General features: G+C 70.9%; 17 protein-coding genes and 1 pseudogene. 8 read left to right on the forward strand and 10 right to left on the reverse strand.

The window, feature by feature from the left end:
* Both AC1DX8_RS15125 and AC1DX8_RS15130 read right to left on the reverse strand, forming a co-directional pair.
* Positions 1 to 792: pseudogene (locus AC1DX8_RS15125) on the reverse strand (hypothetical protein); the annotation flags it as partial.
* A 171-nt stretch (positions 793 to 963) separates the two neighbouring features.
* Positions 964 to 1,716, reverse strand: a complete 753-nt coding sequence (locus AC1DX8_RS15130; protein WP_477630760.1) for a TIGR03936 family radical SAM-associated protein — start codon at positions 1,714 to 1,716, stop codon at positions 964 to 966.
* Positions 1,717 to 1,796: 80 nt separating this feature from the next.
* On the opposite strand from AC1DX8_RS15130, the gene AC1DX8_RS15135 reads away from it, so the two are divergent.
* From AC1DX8_RS15135 to AC1DX8_RS15150, 4 genes are all read left to right on the forward strand, one after another.
* Complete coding sequence (locus tag AC1DX8_RS15135) at positions 1,797 to 2,771, forward strand: phosphotransferase (protein ID WP_477630761.1); 975 nt, start codon at positions 1,797 to 1,799, stop codon at positions 2,769 to 2,771.
* The gene (locus AC1DX8_RS15140) at positions 2,771 to 3,688 is read left to right on the forward strand and encodes a TIGR03086 family metal-binding protein (RefSeq protein ID WP_477630762.1); all 918 of its coding nucleotides are present in this window, start codon (positions 2,771 to 2,773) and stop codon (positions 3,686 to 3,688) included. The genes AC1DX8_RS15135 and AC1DX8_RS15140 overlap by 1 nt, the downstream gene beginning before the upstream one ends.
* Positions 3,689 to 3,756: 68 nt before the next feature.
* Positions 3,757 to 5,124 carry a transaminase gene (locus AC1DX8_RS15145; protein WP_477630763.1) on the forward strand — a complete coding sequence of 456 codons (1,368 nt, stop codon included), beginning with the start codon at positions 3,757 to 3,759 and terminating at the stop codon, positions 5,122 to 5,124.
* A 168-nt stretch (positions 5,125 to 5,292) separates the two neighbouring features.
* Entirely contained in the window at positions 5,293 to 5,901 is a 609-nt protein-coding gene (locus AC1DX8_RS15150) for a hypothetical protein (RefSeq protein ID WP_477630764.1), read from the forward strand.
* A 428-nt stretch (positions 5,902 to 6,329) separates the two neighbouring features.
* Here AC1DX8_RS15150 and AC1DX8_RS15155 read toward each other — a convergent pair whose 3' ends face one another.
* A complete protein-coding gene (locus AC1DX8_RS15155) occupies positions 6,330 to 8,282 on the reverse strand; it encodes a S53 family peptidase (RefSeq protein ID WP_477630765.1) in 1,953 nt (650 codons plus the stop codon).
* A gap of 496 nt (positions 8,283 to 8,778) precedes the next feature.
* Between AC1DX8_RS15155 and AC1DX8_RS15160 the strand changes: the two genes are divergently transcribed.
* On the forward strand, positions 8,779 to 10,665 hold the full coding sequence (locus AC1DX8_RS15160) for a hemagglutinin (protein ID WP_477630766.1): 1,887 nt from the start codon (positions 8,779 to 8,781) through the stop codon (positions 10,663 to 10,665).
* A gap of 115 nt (positions 10,666 to 10,780) precedes the next feature.
* Here the strand turns inward: AC1DX8_RS15160 and AC1DX8_RS15165 are convergent, their stop codons facing one another.
* The gene (locus tag AC1DX8_RS15165; RefSeq protein ID WP_477630767.1) at positions 10,781 to 11,833 is read right to left on the reverse strand and encodes a hypothetical protein; all 1,053 of its coding nucleotides are present in this window, start codon (positions 11,831 to 11,833) and stop codon (positions 10,781 to 10,783) included.
* 275 nt (positions 11,834 to 12,108) lie between these two features.
* Here AC1DX8_RS15165 and AC1DX8_RS15170 point away from each other — a divergent pair, with 275 nt between their 5' ends.
* A complete protein-coding gene (locus tag AC1DX8_RS15170) occupies positions 12,109 to 13,065 on the forward strand; it encodes a plastocyanin/azurin family copper-binding protein (protein WP_477630768.1) in 957 nt (318 codons plus the stop codon).
* Between the two features lie 75 nt (positions 13,066 to 13,140).
* Here the strand turns inward: AC1DX8_RS15170 and AC1DX8_RS15175 are convergent, their stop codons facing one another.
* The gene (locus tag AC1DX8_RS15175; protein WP_477630769.1) at positions 13,141 to 15,144 is read right to left on the reverse strand and encodes a TIGR03960 family B12-binding radical SAM protein; all 2,004 of its coding nucleotides are present in this window, start codon (positions 15,142 to 15,144) and stop codon (positions 13,141 to 13,143) included.
* A gap of 109 nt (positions 15,145 to 15,253) precedes the next feature.
* On the opposite strand from AC1DX8_RS15175, the gene AC1DX8_RS15180 reads away from it, so the two are divergent.
* Both AC1DX8_RS15180 and AC1DX8_RS15185 read left to right on the forward strand, forming a co-directional pair.
* Entirely contained in the window at positions 15,254 to 15,397 is a 144-nt protein-coding gene (locus tag AC1DX8_RS15180; protein WP_477630770.1) for a hypothetical protein, read from the forward strand.
* A gap of 27 nt (positions 15,398 to 15,424) precedes the next feature.
* Positions 15,425 to 16,036 (forward strand): protein-L-isoaspartate O-methyltransferase family protein, encoded by a 612-nt coding sequence (locus AC1DX8_RS15185; protein ID WP_477630771.1) that lies wholly within the window; start codon positions 15,425 to 15,427, stop codon positions 16,034 to 16,036.
* Positions 16,037 to 16,039: 3 nt separating this feature from the next.
* On the opposite strand, the gene AC1DX8_RS15190 is transcribed toward AC1DX8_RS15185, so the two are convergent.
* The 5 genes from AC1DX8_RS15190 to rbfA form a co-directional block, all read right to left on the reverse strand.
* On the reverse strand, positions 16,040 to 17,890 hold the full coding sequence (locus tag AC1DX8_RS15190) for an AMP-dependent synthetase/ligase (RefSeq protein WP_477630772.1): 1,851 nt from the start codon (positions 17,888 to 17,890) through the stop codon (positions 16,040 to 16,042).
* 99 nt (positions 17,891 to 17,989) lie between these two features.
* Positions 17,990 to 19,168 (reverse strand): rod shape-determining protein RodA, encoded by a 1,179-nt coding sequence (rodA, locus tag AC1DX8_RS15195; RefSeq protein ID WP_477630773.1) that lies wholly within the window; start codon positions 19,166 to 19,168, stop codon positions 17,990 to 17,992.
* Positions 19,132 to 20,091: a bifunctional riboflavin kinase/FAD synthetase gene (locus AC1DX8_RS15200; RefSeq protein ID WP_477630774.1), complete on the reverse strand. Its 960-nt coding sequence runs from the start codon at positions 20,089 to 20,091 to the stop codon at positions 19,132 to 19,134. The genes rodA and AC1DX8_RS15200 overlap by 37 nt, the downstream gene beginning before the upstream one ends.
* A 10-nt stretch (positions 20,092 to 20,101) precedes the next feature.
* A complete protein-coding gene (gene truB / locus AC1DX8_RS15205) occupies positions 20,102 to 21,016 on the reverse strand; it encodes a tRNA pseudouridine(55) synthase TruB (protein ID WP_477630775.1) in 915 nt (304 codons plus the stop codon).
* Positions 21,003 to 21,512, reverse strand: a complete 510-nt coding sequence (gene rbfA / locus AC1DX8_RS15210) for a 30S ribosome-binding factor RbfA (RefSeq protein ID WP_477630776.1) — start codon at positions 21,510 to 21,512, stop codon at positions 21,003 to 21,005. The genes truB and rbfA overlap by 14 nt, the downstream gene beginning before the upstream one ends.
* Positions 21,513 to 21,535 lie beyond the last annotated feature (23 nt).

Below are 21,535 nucleotides of genomic sequence, written 5' to 3' on the forward strand. Positions count from 1 at the left end.
GTCGGTGGCGGCGTCCGCGCCAGTGGCGCCGCCGTCGTCAGCCGACCCCGCGGACTCGCGGGTGGGCACGGCGGCCACCTGCGGCGGGCCAGCGGCCTTGGTCGCGGCGCGGCGACGAGTGGGGCGGGCAGCGGCCGGGTCGGGGGCCTGGAAGAGCACGCCGAAGCTCGGCACGGTGCCCGCGGTGGGCTGACCGTCGGCGTCCAGCTCGACCTCGTCGTCGTCTTCCTGGGCCTCTTCGACCTGGGCGGTCTCGTCGGAGTCCGCGGAGACGTCGGCAACGGCCGGGGCGCCCAGGAGCGCGGCGGCGGCCTCCTCTGCAGTGGGCTCCGCCTGCGCGGACTCGTCCGCCGGGACGGCCTTGGTCGCCTTCTTGGCGGTGGCCCTCTTCGCGGTGGTCTTCTTCGCGGCGGCCTTCTTGGCGGTGGTCTTCTTGGCCGCGGCCTTCTTGGCCGTCTTCGGCGCGGACGCGGACGCGTCGGCCTCGGCCGATGCGTCAGAGGCGGGCTCGGTGGTCCCGGCCCCAGAATTGAGGGCCTCAGCGTTCAGGGCCTCAGCGTTCAGGGGCTCAGCGGTCAGGGGATCGGAGCTCGCAGGCTCGTTCGCCTCGACGGCGGCTGCCGGAGCGGAGGTCTTCTTGGTCGCGCGCCGAGCGGCCCGCTTGCGGGCTGGCGCGGGCGCCGTCGAGGCTGCGCCGCCCGTGCCGACCGGTCCCTGAGCGGCTTCGGAACTCTCGGCGGGAGACTCCTGCGACGAGGAGTCGGGGGTGAACAGGTCTTCCGTGGAGGCCATCCGTGGCGTCCTTCCGTCACCCACGGGCGAAGGCCACACCGAGAGTCCGGATCGGACTCTCCCCTCGGCCACGTGGTGCGCGGTGTTGCTCGCGTCGGCGGCGGGTGCCGTCGACACGGAAGTCGGTTGGGCTACGCCTGTCGAGGCTCGCGCAGGTCGCGCGGCACCAAGTCAGACGCCGTCGTCGTCCTCGTCGGCAGCCAGTGGATCAGCCACCCCAGCGGTTGCGGGTCGCAGCGGGCCTTGCGCCAGTCGGGTCACCAGGGGTGGTGTCGGTGGCGCCAGCTCCGTGGCTGCTCGCAGCGCGGTCAGGACGTCGTCGGGGCGTACGGCCGGTGTGGTGTGCCGTACAACCACCCGAAGTATCGCACAGTCGGGCCGCGGCGACGGTTCAGTGGTCATCGACACGACGGCGGATCTCACGTCGAAAGTCTTGGGACCGGTCTTGAAGGTCCGGGTCACCTCGACCCGCTCGAGCGCCAGCAGCTGGTCGGCGGCCGCCWGCAGCTGCTCGGCGCTCACCCAGGGGAAGTCCAGGACCCAGTCGCTGCCCTGCAACCGGTCGGCGAGGGCGCCCGGGGCGGCCTCGACCACCTCGAGCACATCCAGTCCCTCGGGCAGCGCCTCGTCGAGGGCGCGTCGCACCGACTCGGGGTCGACCCGCTCGGTCACCGAGATCTCGAAGTACTCGGCCTCGCTCGCCGTGCCGGTCGGCGCGGCGTTCGCGTAGCTGATCTTGGGGTGCGGGTGGAACCCGGCGGAGAAGGCCATCGGCACCCCTGCCCGGCGCAGGGCCCGCTCGAGCGCGCGCTGGAAGTCCCTGGTCGAGGAGAAGCGCAGCCGACCACGCTTCGCGTACCGGACTCGCAGCTTCTGCACCGCCAGGGCCGGGGGTGGTCCTTCGGGAACTCGCTGTCGGGCCATGGGGAAAGCCTAGGCACCTCTCCCGCGACTGGCTCCAACGGGCCATGGCGGGCCGTCGCGAGAAGTGCCACGGTGAACTCGTGGCAGCGGGCGACGTCCTGCGCGACGTCGTGGAGCGCTCGGTGGTCTCCGACCACGTGGGCAAGTCCGGAGCGGAACTCGAGCGGGTCCGACTCCGGGACGGGCGTGCGCTCGTCGTCAAGCGGGTCGATCCCCAGCACGACGTGACCCTGGCCATGACCGGTGGAGGACCGTCCAGCGAGTACGTCCTGTGGCGCGACGGGGCGTTCGACCGGCTGCCTCGCGGGGTCGCCCACGCCGTGGTCGACGGGTGGGTCGAGGGTGACAGCACCGTCCTGGTCCTGCGTGACCTGGGAGACCGCGTCCTCAGCTGGGACGACCGGCTCTCGGCTGACCAGGCCCGGCGCACGATGACCGCAGTCGCCGCACTGCACCGCGCCTTCCTCGGCCAGGCACCGGCCGGCCTCGCCCCGCTCGACCTCGTCGTGTCGCTGTTCACGCCCCGTCGCATCCGCGAGGCCGAGGTCGACGTCGAGCTCATGCGCCTCGCGTTGCGGGGGTGGGAGCTGTTCGCTGACGCCGTGCCGACCGACGTCGCGGACCCCGTCCTCGCCCTCCTGGACGACCCCGCCCCGCTCGTCACGGCCCTGCGGAGCTCGCCCTCGACGTTGGCCCACGGCGACCTGGCCACGGTGAACATGGCGTTCGACCGCGATGACCTCGTCCTCCTCGACTGGGCGATGGCGACGGACGGGCCGGGCGCCCTCGACGTCGCGCGCTTCGTTGCGGGCTGCTCCTCGGTCGTCGAGGCGACGAGGGAGCAGCTGATCGGCTGGTACCAGTCGGCGGCCGGCCAGGCGTGCGACGACCGGACCATGCACCTCGGGCTGCTGTCAGCGATGGTCTGGCTGGGGTGGAACAAGGCGCTCGACGCTGTCGAGCACCCGGACCCGGCGATCCGGGCCCGGGAGAGGGCGGACCTCGACTGGTGGGTGCGAACCACCAGAGCGGCACTGCAGAGCGGAGCGATCTGATGGACCTCAACACGCTGTACCACCGCACGGTCGAGCACTGGGCCGACGTGGTCGTCGCAGTCCGCGACGACCAGTGGGACTCCCCCACACCCTGCACAGAGTGGACCGTGCGGGACCTGGTGAACCACGTGACGTCGGAGGACCTCTGGACCGAGGCACTCATGGCGGGCCGCACGATCGAGGAGGTCGGCTCCAGCCTTGACGGCGACCTGCTCGCCGACGCGCCGATCGCGCGCTCGATCGACGCCGCCAAGGTGGCCACCACGTCTGTCGTCGAGCGGTTGCCCCGAGGAGGCACGGTGGCCCTCTCGTTCGGCGACACCGACGTGGCCGAGTACGTCTGGCAGCTCGCGGCTGACCACCTCGTGCACTCCTGGGACCTCTCGGCAGCCATCGGCACCGACCGGCGACTGGACCCCGCGCTGGTGGCGGGTGTGGCGAGCTGGTTCGCCGATCGTGAGGAGGCCTACCGTGGCGCCGGAGCCGTGGCGGCGCGGGCGATCTCGCACGGCGGCGCCCAGGGTGACCTGCTGGCCACGTTCGGGCGCGACTCGGAGTGGGGCCGCAACCACGCGTGCACCGCGCGTTTCCTGCGCGCCTTCCGGGCCGGCGACATGGATGCGGCGCTGCTCGAGATGACACCGGACTGCGTGTTCGAGGCCACCGGTCCGGCGCCGGACGGGGTCCGCCACGAGGGAGCCGACGACGTCCGCGCGGTGTGGACGACGATGTTCGCGGAGACCACCGACCCCCTCTTCTCCACCGAGGAGCAGTTCGTCGCGGGCGACCGGGCGGTCGTGCGGTGGTCGTACAGCTGGACCGACTCCGAGGGCGCACCGGGACACATCCGGGGGGTGGATGTCCTCCGGTTCCGCGACGGGCTCATCTGCGAGAAGCTCTCCTACGTCAAGGGCTGACGCTGACCCGCACCTTCGGAATCCGCAGTCGACTGAAACCCGCCCCGGCCCGGTCCTAGCCTGTCCCCATGGCAGACCTCGACCGCGCCCGACTGGCCACGCTCCTCGACGCCGAGCAGGCGGCATACACCGAGCACCACCCCCGCAGCCGCGCCCTCTTCGCCGAGGCCGCCAACCTCTTCGGGCGGGTGCCGATGACGTGGATGAACATGTGGTCCGGCGGCTTCCCGCTCTACCTCGACCACGCGTCGGGCAACCGGGTGACCGACGTCGACGGGCACACCTACGTCGACTTCGCCCTCGGCGACACCGGTGCCATGGCGGGCCACTCCCCCGCGGCGACCGTCGCCGCGGTGCAGCGACGGGCTGGCGAGCTGGGTGGGATCACGACCATGCTCCCCACGGCGGACGCCCAGTGGGTGGGTGCCGAGCTGGAGCGCCGGTTCGGTATGCCGTTGTGGAGCTTCACGTTGTCGGCCACCGACGCGAACCGCTGGGCGATCCGGCTGGCGCGGCTCGCCACCGGCCGTCCCAAGGTGCTCGTCTTCGCCTACTGCTACCACGGTTCCGTCGACGAGGCGTTCGCGCTGCCCGGCCCGGACGGCAAGGCCCAGAGCCGCCCCGGCAACGTCGCGCCCCCGGTCGACCTCGACCTCACCACGCGCGTCGCGACCTGGAACGACCTCGCGTCGGTCGAGGCGGCCCTGGCCCACGGCGACGTGGCGGCGGTGCTGACCGAGCCAGCCCTCACCAACATCGGGATCGTCCTGCCCGAACCGGGGTTCCTCGAGGGCGTCCGCGAGCTGGCCACGAAGCACGGCTCCCTGCTGATGATCGACGAGACCCACACCTTCTCTGCGGGGTGGGGCGGCGCGACGACCGCGTGGGGCCTCGAGCCGGACGTCCTGGTCATCGGCAAGTCGATCGGCGGCGGGATCCCTTGCGGTGCCTACGGTTTGTCGCACGAGGTCGCGCGCGCCGTCACGCGGCACACCGACGCGGGCGACGCCGACATCGTCGACGTGGGCGGCGTCGGGGGCACCCTGGCCGGCAACGCCCTCTCGACCGCGGCCATGCGCGCCACGCTCGGTGAGGTCCTGACCCGTGAGGCCTTCGACCACATGACGGAGCTCGCGAGCGCCTTCACCGACGGGGTCCAGCAGACCTTCGACGAGCTCGACGTTCCGTGGTCGATCAGCCGGCTGGGTGCGCGGGCGGAGTACCGCTTCGCGCGGCCTGCTCCGCGCACCGGCGAGGAGTCAGCCGCTGCGGCGGATGACGAGCTGGACGCCTACCTGCACCTCGCCATGGCCAACCGCGGCATCCTCATGACGCCGTTCCACAACATGGCCCTGATGTGTCCGGAGACCTCACGCGAGGACGTCGACCTGCACACGCGCACCTTCCGCGAGGTCGTCGGCGCCCTGTTCGCCTGAGCGCCCCCGCCCCTCCCGACTGCCCCGGAGGGTCGGGCCCGACGTGCCTCCGACCGCTCGGCGCACGGCCCGGATTGTCTGGTGACGACGCCTCGCGCCGGGCGTAACTTCGGGAGTTGGACCACTTCGCTGGGAAGCGGCCCCTGCCAGAGAAGCGGAGGGTATGAGGTGTTCATCCAGATCATCCAGGGAAAGTGCCGGGACGCGGAACGAATGCACCGGTTGACCGACGAGTGGCGCGAGCAGCTCGGACCGACGGCCGAGGGCTGGCTGGGCGGGACCTACGGCATCACCGACGACAACGAGTTCGTCGGCGTCGTCAGGTTCGAGAGCCGAGAGGCCGCAGCCAGGAACTCCACCCGGCCCGAGCAGGGTGAGTGGTTCACCAGGATGCAGGAGTGCTTCGACGGCGAGGTCATGTTCCACGACTGCGACAACGCCCAGATGTTCCTCAACGGCGGGTCGGACGACGCTGGCTTCGTGCAGGTCATGCAGGGCCGGCTGAGCGACCCCGAGCGGTTCCGGCGGTTCATGGACCAGCCGATGGACATGCTCCAGGAACAGCGGCCGGAGATCATCGGCGGCACCATCGCGATCGACGAGGACGGGTTCTTCACCGAGACCATCGCGTTCCGCAGCGAGGCCGAGGCACGGATGGGCGAGCAGAAGGAGATGCCCGAGGACCGTCGCCGCGAGTTCGAGTCGGAGATGGCCCAGGTCCGCGACATGCGGTACCTCGACCTGCACCAGCCGTGGTTCGCGAGCGGGATGGGCTAGGACCCCCGGCGCACCACCGCACCACCTCGGGCATCCGCGCCGCGTCCCCGCGGCGTCGATGCCTGACGTCCACCCCCACGCAGCCCAGCACGATCCGGCGGCCGCGCGTGACGGCATCGGTGTCACCACCCGACCCATGCCACCTGCCGACAAACGTATGCCGCCCGCTCAGCCGAGGCGAGAAGCCTGGGCGAGCGGGCGGCATACCCAGCCCTCTCCGCACGAGCGGCTGGGGGTGGCACTGGTGTGCGGGTGAAGGGGACTCGCCCACCGKTGCCCGGCGGTCTGGAGGAGGCGACCGCGGCCACTCATATTGGATACCGCGGCCGGGTCATCCTCCGATGACAAATGTCACTCGTTTGATGTGAGTTCCCTGAGAGTCGGCACCGGCGGGCGGGTGAGGGGAACCGCCCGCCGGTGTCCGGCGGTCAGGAGGAGGCGACCGCGGTCAACCACGCCTGCCCGTTGGGCACCCCGACGCCGGTGACGTCGTCATACCCAGGGCGGACGTGGATGGTCAGGGCGGCATCGCTGTCGAAGGTCCGCTCGCTGTAGACGTAGCCCGCTGAGGCGTCGACGCCGTTGACGTAGTCGGTCCTGACGTCGCCCGGGTAGGCGGCGAGGTCGGTCTTGGTGATGTCGATGCTCGAGCTCCGGGCCCCGTAGAGCACCGGGTTGGCCAGGCCGTAGGYGTGCCCGGCCTTCTGCTCCGCGAGGGCGAACATGCCCGCGTAGAGCGGCGAGGACAGCGAGGTGCCGCCGATCCGGTACTCCGAGTACTGCTGCGAGCCGTCCGGGAAGGTCTGGGTCTCACCCACGAGCATGCCCGTGTTGGGGTCGCCCAGCGCCGCGACATCCGGCACCGCGCGCATCGCGCCGCCGCCGTAGGTCTGGGAGATGGGGCCGGGCACGACACCCGCCTGGTAGGACGGCTGGGCGAACAGTCGCGAGGTGCCACCGCCACTGCCGTAGAGGAAGAAGGGGGTGTTCCAGGTGGTCGTGGCCTTGTTCAGCGTGCCCTTGGTCGTCTCCCACCCGAGCTCGAAGACCCGACCGTTCGACTGCGACACACCAGCGCTGGTGCCACCGACCGCCGTGACGTAGGGGCTCGAAGCCGGCCAGTCCGGCGTCGGGGTCGCGCCCGCGACGCCACCGGTCTCGTCGCCGTTGTCACCCGACGAGAAGAACAGCGTGATGCCCTCGGCGGCGGCCTGGATCTGGGTGTCCAGCGACGGCTTGATCGTCCCGGTCGGGAGCGCCTCACCGCCGTAACCGTAGGAGTTGGTGACGATGTCGGCCAGGTGCTGGTCGACCACCTTGTTCATGATCGCGTCGAGGTCGCGGTAGTTGTTCGGTGCGCCGATGTAGGTGATGTCCGCACCCGGAGCCATCGTGTGGACCGCCTCGACGTCGAGGGTCTCCTCACCGGCCCAGCCCTGCGGGTCCTGCCTCGGGTTCTCCGGGCGGTTGTAGGTGCCCGGGGCCACGACCTGGGTGAAGTGACCACTGAGCGAGGGCAGTCCGTGCGCCGCCGAGTAGGTGTTGGCGTCCTGGAGGATCGTCGGCGACGCGTAGGCGTCGATGACGCCGACGGTCACCCCGCGCCCGTCGTTGCCCGAGCCGATCGCCCCGGTCATGCCGTAGAGGCCCTGGAGCTGCGCCCCGGCATACCCCTTGGGCGCGAAGGCGCTCGGTGAGGACGGCAGCGGGGTGCCGTCAGGAGTGGGCGTGTTCTGGACCGTCTTCTGGCCCCAGTAGTCGCTCATCGGCTGGGCGTTGCGGAACAGCGCCGGGCCGGGCGTGACCTTGTCCTGGTGGGCCAGCGTCTGCGACTCGTCGAGCCCGACCACGCCTTCGACGGCCGTGAGGCTGGACGGCGCCTTGAGGGCGGTGGTGTTGCCGCGCACGGTCTTTCCCTCGGTGCGGTACTCGGCGAACGAGGTGTCGAAGGCCGCAGCCGCCTGGGCGAGGGTGCCCGTCGCCTCGACGTACTTCCGGTTGGCCGGGGTCGCCCCGACGGTGAAGCCCTGGCTCTTCAGCCACGACGACACGCTGTCGACATCGGCCTGGGCGGGCGAGAACCGGGCACGGAACTGCGCCGGGGTCAGGAACTTCGTGTAGTTGGCGCTGCCGGGCGTCGAGACAGAGGTCGCGTAGGCCGCGGCCGCGTCGCCTCCCCGGTAGTTGAGGTAGACGCGGAACGTGACCTGTTGCGTGGCGTCGGTGGACGCGGTGCGGTTCTTCGGGACGGCCCAGGACGGGACGCTGCCGGGCAGGGCGTGGGCCCCGGCGGGGGCGGCCAGCGCCGAGCCGGCTGTTGCTGCGGTGACCAGGGCTGCTGCGCCGAGGGCGGCGCAGGCGGTTCTCGAGAGACGGGACATGGAACCTCCGGGACGGGGTGGCCCGGGCGGCCGGGTCTCGGCCGTCCAGGGTGGAGCCGTTTCATTCGACCCCGCGGGGTCGTCCGCGCCCGATGACAAATGTCACCGGTTTGAGGGRATGTCCCAGAGGGCGCCGAGAGGTGGTTCCGCTCACTCCCCCTCCGCGAGCGCGGTCGGCGCGGGCGCCGATCCTGCGGTCCTGGGTTGGGCTAGCCGCGCAATCTCGTTGTGAATCAACCACTTTGGGCCTTTCCTCCTGCGCCTTATGACGGTCTCGCACGAGGTCGCGCCGTCCTAGCGTGAGACCGGGACACACGACGACGTGCCCGACGACCCCACCGCCTCGGCCTCTCATCCACGGGAGCTCCCCCGACGACGGAGCCGCGGTCCACCGCGCCGGCGCGCTGCTCTTCCCGGTCCCGACTCCGGGCCGGGTCACAGTGAAGTGGAGGACGTCATGACACGACGCATGACCGCCCCATCGGGCGGGGTCTTGATGACTCGGAGGTCGCGGCTCAAGGCCGCTTTGGCCATCGCAGGGCTGGTCGTCGCGGGAGCGGTGGCGCTGCCGCAGGTGGCCTATGCCGCCGACGGTCCGTTCACCATCGACGGCGTCGTCCCCGATGCCAACACCACCGAGCTCCCCGACCTGTTCGGCAACGTGAAGGAGCTCGGTCCGCTCAACTCGAGCACGACCAAGATCGGCGTCATCCACAACGACGCGCTGCCGACCCTGGACCTGACGAACCCCAACGCGCAGGTCGACCTGCGCCGCGCCTGGCTGGACACCGAGCGGGACACGGCTGCCCCCAACCACGACTGGCTCTACTTCGCGTGGGAGCGCGACAACAACACCGGCAGCGGCTTCATCGCCTACGAGTTCATGCAGAACGCCGCTCCTGCCGGGTGTGCGTACGACACGGCCACCGACGCCCAGCTGATCGCGAACTGCAACCCCTGGGCCAACCGCACGGCCGGCGACTTCATGATCCTCTGGGACCAGCAAGGTGGGAGCAAGGACCTGTACCTGCGGACGTGGTCCGGCACCGCCCCGAACCTGACCCTGGGCGCACCGTCGCTGCTCGACGCCACGGTGTCGCAGGCCGCCTACAGTGCGGACGGGTTCCGCGGAGAAGCGGCGGTCGACCTGACCGCGACGATCTTCGGGGGCAGCACGGCCTGCAAGGTGTTCGCCAACACGATCCCGAGCACCGTGACCGGCAACTCGGACACGGCCGACTACAAGGACACCATCCTCAAGAACGCGCCGCCGATCACCAACTGCACCTCCACCACCGTCACCACGCCGCAGACCGGCGCGGGTGGCACCATCCCGGCTGGTGGCCTGTCCATCGGCACCGGAGTGGTGTCAGTGCGTGACTCCGCCGTCGTGGGCCTCACCGGCGGCACGGCCACCCCGGCCGGCTCCGTCGCGTTCTCGCTCTGCAAGGTCGACTCCCCCGGACTGTGCACGACTGGCGGCACCTCGGTGGGCTCGACCAACCTGAGCGGCACGGCCTACCCGGTGACGGTGAACTCGCCGACGGCATACGTCACCTCAGCAGGTCGGTACTGCTGGCGGGCGGTCTTCAGCGGTGACTCTGCCAACGGCATCCCGGGCTCGAGCGACTCCCGTGCGAGCGAGTGCTTCACCGTCAACCCGGTGACGCCGTCCCTCGCGACGACGGCCAGTGCCAGCGTCGTCCTCGGTGGTTCGATCAGTGACAGCGCCACGATCGGCGGGTTGGCCACCCAGCCGGCCAGCCCGGTCATCAACACGACCGGAGCCGGTGGTGCTGCCGCGGGTGGCACGATCACGTTCACCCTGTACGGACCGGACAACTGCACCACGCTGGCCTACACCTCGGCCGCCGTGACCGTCTCCGGGAACGGGTCGTACCCGACCCCGACCCCGGCGTTCGTCCCGCTCGCAGCTGGGACCTACCACTGGGTGGCCTCCTACAGCGGGAACCTCCCGAACAACAGCGCCACGTCGCACAACACCGCGTGTGACGACACCAACGAGGACGTCGTCGTGACGACCGTGCCCTCGTCGCTGACGAGTGCGCAGACCTGGGTGCCGAGTGACTCGGTGACCGTGTCCGCCACTGCTGGCGGCGCCATGGCCGGCGTGGTCTCGTTCGAGTTCTTCACCAACGGCACCTGCACCGGAGCGAGCGCCTTCTCGACGACGAAGAACGTCGCCGGAGCCTCGCCCCAGACCGTGCTGTCGGGCAATGCCCCGGCGCAGACGGCTTCCGGGTCGTTCTCGTGGCGGGTCAGCTACGACAGCACCAACGCAGGGCAGCGCGACATCCCCGCAAGCTGCCACGAGACGTCGAGCCTGACCGTCGCCAACGGCGGGACGATCTCGAGCCCGTGACCGCATGAGGTGCTGATGGGTCCGGTCGGACAGGGCGGCCGGGCCCATCGGTGCGTCGCGGGCGGAACCGTGCACCGCGGGGAGATCCGGCGGCGACGCCGCCAGGCTCAGCTGGTCAGGTCGCGCGAATGGCGAAGCGCGCCGTGGTCGCATCCGCCATGACATTGCAGCGCGGAAGATGGACCCGGTAGGTGTAGGACCCCGGGGCGCCCAGGGTGGCGGGCAAGGTCAACCGGCCGCTGGCCCGTACGCGGGCGAGGCTGGCCCCACGCCACTGGGTGGCCCCCCGCAGGCGTTGCAGGACCACCGGGCACAAGGCCGCGTTGCGCGCTCTTCCCTCGACGAGCACGGTGCTACCCGCCCGCGCAGCGGCGGTCGTCGGCGCCGCAGTCAGGTCGCCGGGCCCTCGGGCGACGAAGGACACCCCCACGACGGTCACGTCCCCCGTACGGATGAGGGCACAGTTGAGGATGCCGAAGGCAGCGGGCGCCAGCTGCCTGGCGAAGTAGCCGCTCGTGTTCGTGCGGATCGCGACGGCTCCAGGCTCGACGCACTGGTTGTCGACACCGATCTCGACGCGCACGGTGCTCGCGTAGGGCTGCCCGGTCGCGCTGTCCAGGACCCGCCCGACCAGCGCGTAACCCGAGCCCTTCGGGACCGGGTTGGGCGACGAGGTCGCCGAGATCCTCGGCTGGTGCACACCGGTGACCTGCAGCGCGGGGCCGGCATACGGGGTGGGCACCACCATCCCCTGAGCGCCCTGGTCGTTGTACCAGAGGGATGCCGCCGTGACCTTGAACGGGCCGTTGGCCGTGGACGGCACCCAGAGGGGCCCGGACCACACTCCGTCGGCACCAGTGCCGGCCGTGCGGAGCAGGTTGCCGGCCACGAGGTGGTCCACGGACCCTCCCGGGCCCTGCCGCTCGAGGTAGACGGCCAATCTGGTCTCGATCGCGGCCGCGAGCGGCACATGGGCGGTGATCTGCACGTCGACCCGCACCGTGTTGACCCCCGACACGGCCACAGCCGTGCGGGACAGCGTGACCGACCCGACGGTCACCTCCGGTTCCGCCGCCGAGACCGCCGTCGGTGACACAGCGACGAGCATGAGCGCGGTGGCAACCCCCACCACCCGACCCAGACCCCGGCCCCTCCCGAGTGCGTACATCTACGGACCATGACAGCCCCAGGGGAGCCCGTCAATGGGCGAGGATCCTGCTGCGGATGGTCGCCGTGATCGGCACAGCCCGCGCCACGCCCCCGTCGACAAAGCCGTCATCCCGGACGGATCGCGAGGATGAGAGCCCGGAAATCGTCCAAAGGCATGACCTGCCAAGCAGATTGGGCGAGCACCCTTGCACTGGAGTGCACGCGCTGAAGGGGTCCACGAGCAATCCGACGCGGTCGCGTCCGCGACCGTGAACCGCGCCCTGAGGAGCACCCATGTCTGGGAAGTCAATCCTGCGACGCCTCGTTCTGGCCGTCATCTCCGTCACCGCCCTCACCATCCCCCTCGCCCTGGGCTCCAGTGCCTCGGCCGCGGTCTCGGGACCCACCACGTGGCACGTGCGGGTCGGCGCCGAGACACCCGACATGGCCGTGACCGCGATGGCCTTCCTGCCGAAGGAGGTCTGGGTCGATGCCGGTGACACCGTCCACTGGACGTCGAACAGCGCGGAGCCGCACACGGTCACCTTCCTCGCGCCCGGCACGACATTGCCCGAGTTCAACCCGTTCGACCCGTCCCAGACCGCGATGGCTGGAGCCTCGGTCCAGAACGGCACCGCCTACACCAACTCGGGGATCCTCGCCACGCAGCCGATCTTCGTCTTCCAGAACCCGGCGACCAGCTACGACCTGACCTTCCCGACCGCCGGTGACTTCACGTACTACTGCCTCCTGCACGGCCAGATGATGATGGGCACCGTGCACGTCCGCGCGGCTGGTACCGCCTACCCCTACACCCAGGGCGACTACGACCAGGCGGGAACGCAGCAGGCGAACACGATCCTCAACCGCGGACGCGACGCCTGGCGCGAAGCCAAGCAGGCCCACGCCACGACCGGCTCGCGCGTGCTGGTCGGTGTCGACGGCGAGGGCTTCGGGGTCTCCCGGTTCGTCCGTGACCGGCTCGTGGTGCACGTGGGACACACGGTGTCGTTCTACGTCGGTGGCCCCGGCGCCCCGCACACGGTGACCTTCGGCCAGGAGCCTCCGGGACTGGCGATCCTGGCGCCCTCCGGTGACCCGACCCACTTCGCCGGTGGGGACCTCAACAGTGGCGTGCTCGCTCCCGGCGCCCCGTTCGACGTCACCTTCACCACGGTGGGTACGTTCCACTACATCTGCGCCATCCACGACGACATGGGCATGGTCGGCGACGTCGTGGTCGTCCCCTGACCTGTCGAGGTCAGCGAGGTCATGAACCCACCCGGCGCCTGCCGGGTGGGCTCATGCTCGTCGAGCGAAGGAGGGTCAGTGGGCGTGCGTCTCGGCCATCGCCGCGCGTCCCGAGCCCATGACCGTCAAGGGCAGGAGCGTCTTGCCCGTCGGCCCGATCTCGATGTCGGTGCCCATCTGCGGGCAGACGCCGCAGTCGAAGCAGGGCGTCCAGCGGCAGTCGTCGACCTCGGTCTCGTCGAGCGCGTCCTGCCAGTCGGCCCACAGCCACTCCTTGTCGAGGCCGGAGTCGATGTGGTCCCAGGGCAGCACCTCGGTCTCACCGCGCTCGCGCGTGGTGTACCAGGCGACGTCGACCGGGAGCTCGGCCAGCGCGGTGTCGGCGGCGGTCATCCACCGCTCGAAGGAGAAGTGCTCGCTCCACCCGTCGAACCGGCCACCGTCCCGCCAGACCTGCTCGATGACCCGGCCGACGCGCCGGTCCCCGCGCGACAGGAGCCCCTCGACGATGCCGGGCTTGCCGTCGTGGTAGCGGAAACCGATCGAGCTGCCGTAGCGGCGGTCGGACCGGATCGCCTCGCGCAGCTTCGCCAGTCGCGCGTCGGTCTCCTCGTCACCGAGTTGCGCGCACCACTGGAACGGCGTGTGCGGCTTGGGGACGAACCCACCGATGGAAACGGTGCATCGGATGTCGCGACGGCCCGAGACCTGCCGCCCCGTCTCGATGACCTTCTTGGCGAGCTCGGCGATCTGGAGCACGTCCTCGTCGGTCTCGGTCGGCAGGCCGCACATGAAGTAGAGCTTGACCTGGCGCCACCCGGCTCCGTAGGCGGCCGCCACGGTCTTGATGAGGTCTTCCTCGGTCACCATCTTGTTGATGACCTTGCGGATCCGCTCGCTGCCGCCCTCGGGGGCGAAGGTCAGGCCGGAGCGCCGGCCGTTGCGGGTCAGCTCGTTGGCGAGGTCGATGTTGAAGGCGTCGACGCGGGTGGACGGCAGCGACAGCCCGGTCTGCGTGCCGTCGTAGCGGTCGGCCAGTCCCTTGGCGATCTCGGCGATCTCGGAGTGGTCCGCCGACGACAGCGACAGCAGCCCGACCTCCTCGAAACCTGTGGCGGCCAGACCCCGCTCGACCATCTCACCGATCCCGGTGATGGAGCGCTCGCGGACCGGGCGCGTGATCATGCCGGCCTGGCAGAACCGGCACCCCCGGGTGCAGCCGCGGAAGATCTCCACCGACATCCGCTCGTGCACCGACTCGGCCAACGGCACCAGCGGCTGCTTCGGGTACGGCCACGCGTCGAGGTCCATGACGGTGTGCTTCGAGACGCGCCACGGCACCCCTTGCGCGTCGGGCTTGGGTGCGACCCGCTGGATGCGTCCGTCCGGCAGGTAGGTCACGTCGTAGAGCGAGGGCACGTAGACACCGCCGGTGCGCGCCAGGCGCAGGAGCAGCTCACGCCGGCCACCCGGCATACCCTCGGCCTTCCAGGCGCCGATGTGGTCGGTGACGGCCAGCACGGCCTCCTCGCCGTCGCCCACGATCGCGGCGTCGACGAAGTCGGCGACGGGCTCGGGGTTGAACGCGGCGTGGCCACCGGCGACCACGATCGGGTCGTCGTCGGTGCGGTCGACCGCGTGCAGCGGGATGCCGGCGAGGTCGAGGGCGGTGAGCATGTTGGTGTAGCCGAGCTCGGTGGAGAACGACAGGCCGAGCACGTCGAAGTCGCGGATGGAGCGGTGGGCGTCGACGGTGAACTGCGGCACGCCCGACTCCCGCATCAGCGCCTCGAGGTCGGGCCAGACCGCGTAGGTGCGCTCGGCGAGCGCATCGGGGCGCTCGTTGAGCACTTCGTAGAGGATCATGACGCCCTGGTTGGGCACGCCCACCTCGTAGGCGTCGGGGTACATCAGGGCCCACCGGGTGGTGAGCTCCTCCCCCTGGGGGCCGTGGCCGCCACAGTTCCAGTCCTTCACCGTGGAGTTGAGCTCGCCCCCGACGTACTGGATGGGCTTGCTGACCTGTTCGAGCAACGGCTCGAGCAGCGGGAAGACGGAGGTGCCGGGGGTGGAAGTCATGGTGGTCCAAGGGTAACGGCGGCACGGCCGAGCGCCGAAAACGAGCCGGCTCCGAAGCGGGGCGGCACACCCAGCGAACTCCCAGCCAGGGTCCTTAGCCTGCGGCCCCATGCGCGCCTCCTCGGTCCGGATCATCGCCGTCTTCGGCCTGCTGCTGACCCTCGCGGTGTCCGCGCACTGGGTCGGGGGCGGCCCCGACCCGGCGCCGTCGAGCCACCACGCGTCGGGCCAACGCGCTGGGTCTGCCCGCTGACCCACCCGTCGGCCGCATACTGGAGCCGTGCCGAGCCCGGCCGAACGCGTCGCCGCGGCCATGGAGGCGGTGCCTCGTGCCGCCTTCCTGCCGCCGGACCAGCGTGCCCACGCCGACCGGGACGTTCCCCTGTCGATCGGTCACGGGCAGACCAACAGCCAGCCGACGACGGTGCGCCAGATGCTCGAGCTGCTCGACGTCCAGCCCGGCGACCACGTCCTCGACGTCGGTGCGGGCTCGGCGTGGACCACCGCCCTGCTCGCGCAGCTGACCGGGCCGAGCGGCACGGTCACCGGGGTCGAGCGGGTGCCCGACCTGGTCGCCTTCGGAGCGGCGAACCTCGCCGCCACCGGTATGCCGTGGGCCCACGTCGAGCTCGCCGCCCCGGGCACCCTCGGGTGGGCCGCCGGTGGGCCGTACCAGCGCATCCTGGTGTCTGCGCAGGCGACAACGCTGCCCGCCGAGCTGGTCGCCCAGCTCGCCCCGCAGGGGGTGCTCGTCATCCCGGTGGCGGGCCGGATGTTGCGGGTGCGGACCGACGACGGCGGGCCGGCGGTCGAGGAGCACGGCTGGTACCGCTTCGTGCCCCTCGTCGCCGACCCGCCGGTAAAGCCCGCAGCCCCGGGTCGTGCTGGCTAGTGCCTAGCCCGTGTAGTGGGCGTCGAGCGTCTCCTGGTACTTCTCGCTGACCGCCTTGCGGCGCAGCTTGAGGCTCGGGGTCAGGTCTCCGTCCTCGATCGTCAGGTCGTGGTCGAGGATCGTGAACTTCTTGATCTGCTCCCAGCGGTTGAGGTTGACGTTGAGGTTGTCGACGTAGACCTGGACCATGTCGCGCGCCTCCGGGGAGGTGACGATGTCCCGGTAGCTGCCGGTGACCCCGTGCAGGTCGGCCCACTCCTTGATCGCGTCGGGGTCGAGGGTGACCAGGGCCGTGACGAAGTTGTGGTCGGCGCCATAGACCATGAACTGGCTGACGTAGGGGCACAGCCCCTTGAAGGTCGACTCGATGAGCGACGGGGCGACGTACTTGCCGCCCGAGGTCTTGAAGAAGTCCTTCTTGCGGTCGGTGATCTTGAGGTAGCCCCTGTCGTCGAGCGTGCCGATGTCACCGGTGTGCAGCCAGCCGTCGACGTCCTTGGTCTCGGCGGTCTCCTGGGGCTTGTCGTGGTAGCCCTGCATCACGCCGGGGCCGCGGAGCAGCACCTCGCCGTCCTCGGCGATCTTGACCTCGGTGCCGGGAAGCGCCCAGCCCACGGTGCCGATCGCGTTGCTCGACGGGCGGTTCACGAACGACGCTGCGCTGGTCTCGGTCAGGCCGTAGCCCTCGAGGATCGTCAGGCCGATCGAGTCGAACCAGTTGGCGATGTCCTTGTTGAGGGCCGCGGACCCGGAGATGAAGAAGCGGATCCGGCCCCCGAACCGCTGACGCACCTTGTGCAGCACCAGCTTGTCGGCCAGGGCGAGCTTCTTGGCGAGCAGGCCCGTGGGCTCCTCGCCCCGGGCCCGCATCTCGGCGACCTCGCGACCGACGGACACCGACCAGAGGAACAGCTTCTCCTTCAGCCCACCCTCGGCCGCCATCATCATCGTGATCCGGCCGTAGGCCTTCTCGAAGATGCGTGGGGCCGCGCCCATGAAGGTCGGCTGCACGACGGCCAGGTTGTCGACGATCTTGTCGACGCGTCCGTCGATGGCGGTCGGGAAGCCAACCTGGAGGGGCAGCGTCAGCAGCACCTTGCCGAAGACGTGCGCGAGTGGCAGCCAGAGGTACTGCAGGTCGCTGGAGTTGAGGATCCCGATCGAGTCGACCGCGGCCGCCTCGTAGGTCCACGCGTCGTGGCTGAGCCGGACCCCCTTGGGGCGGCCGGTCGTGCCCGACGTGTAGATGATCGTCGCGAGCTGGTCCTTGGTGAGCGAGTCGATCCGGTCGTCGACCACCGACGAGTTGGTGGTGAGGAGCTCCACACCCATCTGCTCGAGCTCGTCGAGGCTGATCACCCACTCGCCGTCGGACGTGCCGTCGAAGGTCACCACGCGGGTGATCTCGGGCAGGTCGATCCGCCGCTCCCACAGCTTGGCGATCTGGTCGTCGTCCTCGGCGAAGACGACGACGCTGCCGGAGTTCGCGAGGATGTAGGCGACGTCGGGGGCGATGGTCGTGGGGTAGATCGTCGTGGTGGCGCCCCCCGCGCACATCACCGCGAGGTCGGTCAGGGCCCACTCGTACCGCGTCGAGGAGGCGATGGCCACGCGGTCCTCGGGGTGGACGCCGAGGGCGACGAGCCCGGCGGCGAGGCGGTACGCGCGCTCGCGGACCTGGGTCCACGTGACCGAGGACCACGAGTCGTCCTCGGCGAAGCGGAAGGCCTCGGCGTTCGGCGTCTTCGCCACGCGGTCGCGGAACAGGTGCGCAACCGTCGCAGGGCGTTGCTCGAGGACCGCGTCGTTGACGCGTTCGTTCTGAGCGGTGGAAAGGGGGGCTTGAGTCGACATTGACCGTCCTCGGCTCGGTGCAGGGGTTGCCCGGGATAGTGCCATGCACGACGGGGCAGCGGGGATGAACGACCCCGATTGTGGCCAAATGGTTGGCCCTCAGCGTCGACGCGGGGTGAGGTGGACGTTGTTGACCAGCCCGACCGCCAGCCAGCACGCGAACATCGACGAACCGCCGTACGACAGGAACGGCAGCGGCAGCCCCGTGACCGGCATGATCCCGAGGTTCATACCCACGTTCTCGAAGACCTGGAACAGGAACCAGACCGCCACCCCGGAGGCGATGAGCCGCCCGAACGCGTCCTGGGCGCGCGCCGCCACGAGGACCGCCCGCAGCACCACGAACCCCAGCAGGAGCAGCAGGCCGGCAGCACCCAGGAAGCCGAGCTCCTCCCCCGCCACCGAGAAGACGAAGTCGGTCTGCTGGAACGGGATGAACCCGCCCTGGGTCTGCCGGCCCTCGAACAGCCCCTGTCCCTGCCAGCCTCCCGACCCGATCGCGATCCGCACCTGGCGGGTCTGGTAGCCGATGCCCTGGGGGTCGGCCTGCGGGTTCGCGAACGCCGTGAGGCGGTCGCGCTGGTAGTCGCTGAGCACGGGCGTGGTGAGGGCCACCACCACGCCCGCGGCCACGACGGCCACCGCCGCGGCCAGCCAGCGCTTGGGGGTGCCGGCCACGGCCACGACACCGAACGCGAGCGCGCCGAGCACGAGGGCGGAGCCGAGGTCTGGCTGGAGCATGACCAGCCCGATCGGCACGGCCGCCACCACCACCGCGAGCAGGAGGTCACGGCCGTCGGGCTGCGCCTGCCGGTCGATCCGCTCCCCGAGGATGATCGCCAACCCGAGGCACAGCGCGGCCTTGGCGAACTCCGAGGGCTGCACCGAGAACCCACCCGGCACGAGGATCCACGAGTGCGAGCCGTTGACCGTCGAGCCGACCGGCGTCAGTACCACCACCAGGCCCGCCACCGACACGAGGTAGAGCAACGGCGCCGCGGCACGAAGCCACTGGTAGCCCGTGCGGGTGACGGCTGCGGCGAGGGTCACCCCGACGGCGGTGTTGAAGAGGTGCCTGGCCAGGAAGGCGGTGCCGCTCTGGTGGCGGGTGGCGGAGTAGACGAGGAGGGCACCGAGCAGCGACAGACCGAGCGCGGCCACGACCAGGCCCCAGTCGCTGCGCGCCCACAGCGCGGCTCCCCCGCTCGCCCTGGCCCACCACCCGCCGTGGCGGGACCGGGTCAGGACGGGACGATCGTGGCCAGAACCTGTCGGCACGTGTCGATGTCTCCGGCCATCGCCGCCAACAGCTCCTCGATCGAGTCGAAGCGCAGGGTCGGCCGGATCCGGTGGACGAACTCGACGGTGACCTCCTCGTCGTAGAGGTCAAGGTCGGTGCGGTCCAGGACGTACGCCTCGACGGTCCGCAGGGTGCCGTCGAACGTCGGGTTGGTGCCGACCGAGATGGCCGCCGGAAGGGTCCGCTCAGGGTCCTCGTCCGCCTTGGACACCCGCGTGAGCCACCCGGCATACACACCGTCGGCGGGAACCAGGCCCAGCGAGTCGGGGGCGAGGTTCGCGGTCGGGTAGCCGAGCTCGCGCCCACGGTGGGCACCGTGCACGACGGTGCCGGTCATGCGGTGGGGGCGACCGAGGATCGCCGAGGCCTCGGCGATCTCGCCGGCGGCGAGGTGGCGACGCACCGCCGAGGACGACCACCGCTCGCCGTTGCCGAGGTCCTCGAGGACGATCACGTCGAACCCGTGCACCTCTCCGAGGGCGGCCAGGGTGCCGACGTCACCGGTGTAGCCGCGGCCGAACCCCCGGGCGTCCTCGCCGACGACGATCGCCCGCACCCCGAGGGTCTCGACGAAGGTGTGGACGATGAACTCCTCGGCGGTCTGCTGGGCGAACTCCTCGGTGAAGTCGAGCACCAGCAGCCCGTCGATGCCGGTCTCCGCGAGCAGCTCGTCGCGCAGTCGCCCGGGTGAGATCTGCTCGAGGGTGTCGGGGTGGAAGATCGTGGCCGGGTGGGGGTCGAAGGTGACGGCGACACTCGGCAGGCCGCGCTGGGTCGCCTCGGCCGTGAGCCGCGCCAGCACGGCGCGGTGGCCGAGGTGGACGCCGTCGAAGTTGCCGAAGGTGGCGACGCAGGGGCGCAGGCTCGAGGGGGTCGCGGCGGGGTCGGTCCAGCGGTGCACGGAGGACACTCTACGAACCGGCCGGCGCGAACACGACGTGCGCCTTGGCTTTGTGACCGGACTCATCGAGCACCGCGACCAGCCGACCGTCCGGTGCGAAGGCGGCGACGGGCTCGGTGCGACCCTCCTGGACGGACTCCACGCGCTGGCCGTAGCCCACGGCGGTGGCCTCCTCGGCGGTCAGCTCGCGCACGGCGAACTGGGCACGGGCTGCGTCGGCGAGGGGTGTCACCGGGACCTGCTCGGGGTCGCCGAGCTCGCCGAGCTCCGCCAGTCCGTGGGCTCGGTCGAGCGTGAACGCGCCGACCCGCGTGCGGCGCAGCGCCGTGAGGTGGCCCCCCACGTCGAGCTCGGCGCCGAGGTCGCGGGCCAGCGCGCGCACGTAGGTGCCGGAGCTCACCGTCACCTCGACGTCCACGTCGAGCACGGGTATGCCGTCCACGTCACCCGCGCGCGTCGCGAGGACGTCGAACCGACTGACCGTCACGGGGCGGGGCGGAAGGTCGACCTCCTCGCCGGCGCGCACCCGGTGGTAGGAGCGCTCGCCCTTGACCTTGATCGCGGACACCGAGCTCGGCACCTGCTGGAGGTCACCGGTCAGCTCGCGCACCGCGGCGTACAGGGCGCCCGGCGTGACGCCGTCCGCAGCCACCGTCGCGGTGACCTCGCCCTCGGCGTCGTCCGTGATGGTGGTCTGCCCCAGCCGGATCGTGGCGGTGTAGTCCTTGTCGCAGCCGACGAGGAAGGTGAGCAGCCGGGTCGCCCGACCGATCCCGAGCACGAGCACCCCCGTGGCCATCGGGTCGAGGGTGCCCGCGTGACCCACCTTGCGGGTGCCACAGATCCTCCGGGCCCGACCCACCACGTCGTGGCTGGTCCAGCCGGACGGCTTGTCGACGACGAGCAGGCCGTCAGGCGCGGGCATCCGCGCCGGAGTCCCGCGAGTCGCCCTGGCCGAGACCGTCGTCGCCCTCCGGGAGGGCATCGAGCTCATCGTCGTCGGCCTCTGGCTTGCGGTAGGGGTCAGCCTCTCCCGCGTACGTCGCCCCGGCCGCCGCAGCGGCGACGGCCTCGTCGCGCTCCTTGGCCTCGCGGAGGAGGTCCTCGAGGTGGGCGGCCGTCTCCGGGATGGCGTCGGCGAAGAAGTCCAGGCTCGGCGTGAGCCGGATCTGGATCTGCCCGCCGACGAACGAGCGGAGCCGACCCTTGTTCTGCTCGAGGAGCGCGGCCGTCTTCGCGCGCTGCGCCTCGTCACCGAACACGGTGTAGAAGACCGACGCGTGTTGCAGGTCGCCGGTCACGCGCACGTCGGTGATGGTGATGAAGCCCAGGTCGGGGTCCTTGACGATCGACTCGACGTTCGCGGCGATCAGGGTCTTGATGCGGTCGGCGATCTTGCGGGCCCGTCCGGCGTCAGCCATGCGAGGACTCCTTGCTGGTCTGG

It is taken from the genome of Pedococcus sp. P2_A3, assembly GCF_056405035.1.